This window comes from Nocardiopsis sp. N85 (assembly GCF_028882275.1).
Classification (GTDB): domain Bacteria; phylum Actinomycetota; class Actinomycetes; order Streptosporangiales; family Streptosporangiaceae; genus Nocardiopsis; species Nocardiopsis lambiniae.
In genome coordinates this window covers 1-1163 of the sequence record NZ_JARBUT010000044.1, presented here as the reverse complement: position 1 = coordinate 1163, position 1163 = coordinate 1, and the positions used below count along the sequence as shown (strand labels likewise).

The 1163-nt window shown below is 66.5% G+C and carries 1 protein-coding gene; it reads left to right on the top strand.

Going from position 1 to position 1163, the window contains the following annotated elements:
• Positions 1-1155: flavodoxin-dependent (E)-4-hydroxy-3-methylbut-2-enyl-diphosphate synthase (ispG, locus tag PWG71_RS28600; RefSeq protein ID WP_274813185.1), on the top strand; the 1155-nt coding region annotated here is incomplete at its 5' end.
• Between the last annotated feature and the right edge of the window lie 8 nt (positions 1156-1163).

The window sequence follows — 1163 nt, the reverse complement described above, 5'->3', positions numbered from 1 at the left end:
ACCGTCGATCTCGGCATTCCCGCCACTCCGCCGCGCCCGCTGGCGACGCGGCGCAAGACCCGGCAGATCATGGTCGGGAACGTGCCCGTGGGCGGGGACGCGCCGGTGTCCGTGCAGTCCATGACCACCACTCGTACCTCCGACGTCAACGCGACCCTGCAACAGATCGCGGAGTTGACCGCGTCGGGTTGTCAGATCGTGCGGGTGGCGGTGCCCACCAACGAGGACGCCGACGCGTTGGCGGTGATCGCGAGGAAGTCGCAGATCCCGGTGATCGCCGATATCCATTTCCAGCCCAAGTACGTGTTCCAGGCCATCGACGCGGGGTGTGCGGCGGTGCGGGTGAATCCGGGCAACATCAAGAGGTTCGACGACAAGGTCGCCGAGATCGCCCGGGTGGCGGGTGAGGCGGGTACGCCGATCCGGATCGGGGTCAACGCGGGCTCTCTCGACAAGCGCTTGTTGGCCAAGTACGGCAAGGCCACGCCGGAGGCGTTGGTGGAGTCGGCGTTGTGGGAGTGCTCGTTGTTCGAGGAGCACGGGTTCGGTGACATCAAGATCTCGGTCAAGCACAACGATCCGGTGGTGATGGTCAACGCCTATCGGCGGTTGGCGTCGGCGTGTGATTATCCGTTGCATCTGGGGGTGACCGAGGCGGGGCCGGCGTTCCAGGGGACGATCAAGTCGGCGGTGGCGTTCGGGGCGTTGTTGTCGGAGGGTATCGGGGACACGATCCGGGTGTCGTTGTCGGCGCCTCCGGTGGAGGAGGTCAAGGTGGGTGCGCAGATCCTGGAGTCGTTGGGGTTGCGCGAGCGGGGGTTGGAGATCGTGTCCTGTCCCAGTTGTGGGCGGGCGCAGGTGGACGTGTACACGTTGGCGGAGGAGGTGAGTGCGGGTCTGGAGGGGTTGGAGGTGCCGTTGCGGGTGGCGGTGATGGGGTGTGTGGTCAATGGTCCGGGTGAGGCGCGTGAGGCGGATCTGGGTGTGGCCTCGGGTAACGGTAAGGGGCAGATCTTCGTCAAGGGTGAGGTGATCAAGACGGTGCCCGAGTCCAAGATCGTGGAGACGTTGATCGAGGAGGCGATGCGCATCGCCGAGGAGATGGGTGAGGCGGGGGTCGGGCCGGGGGAGCCCACCGTCGCCGTCGCCGGCTGACCACCGCA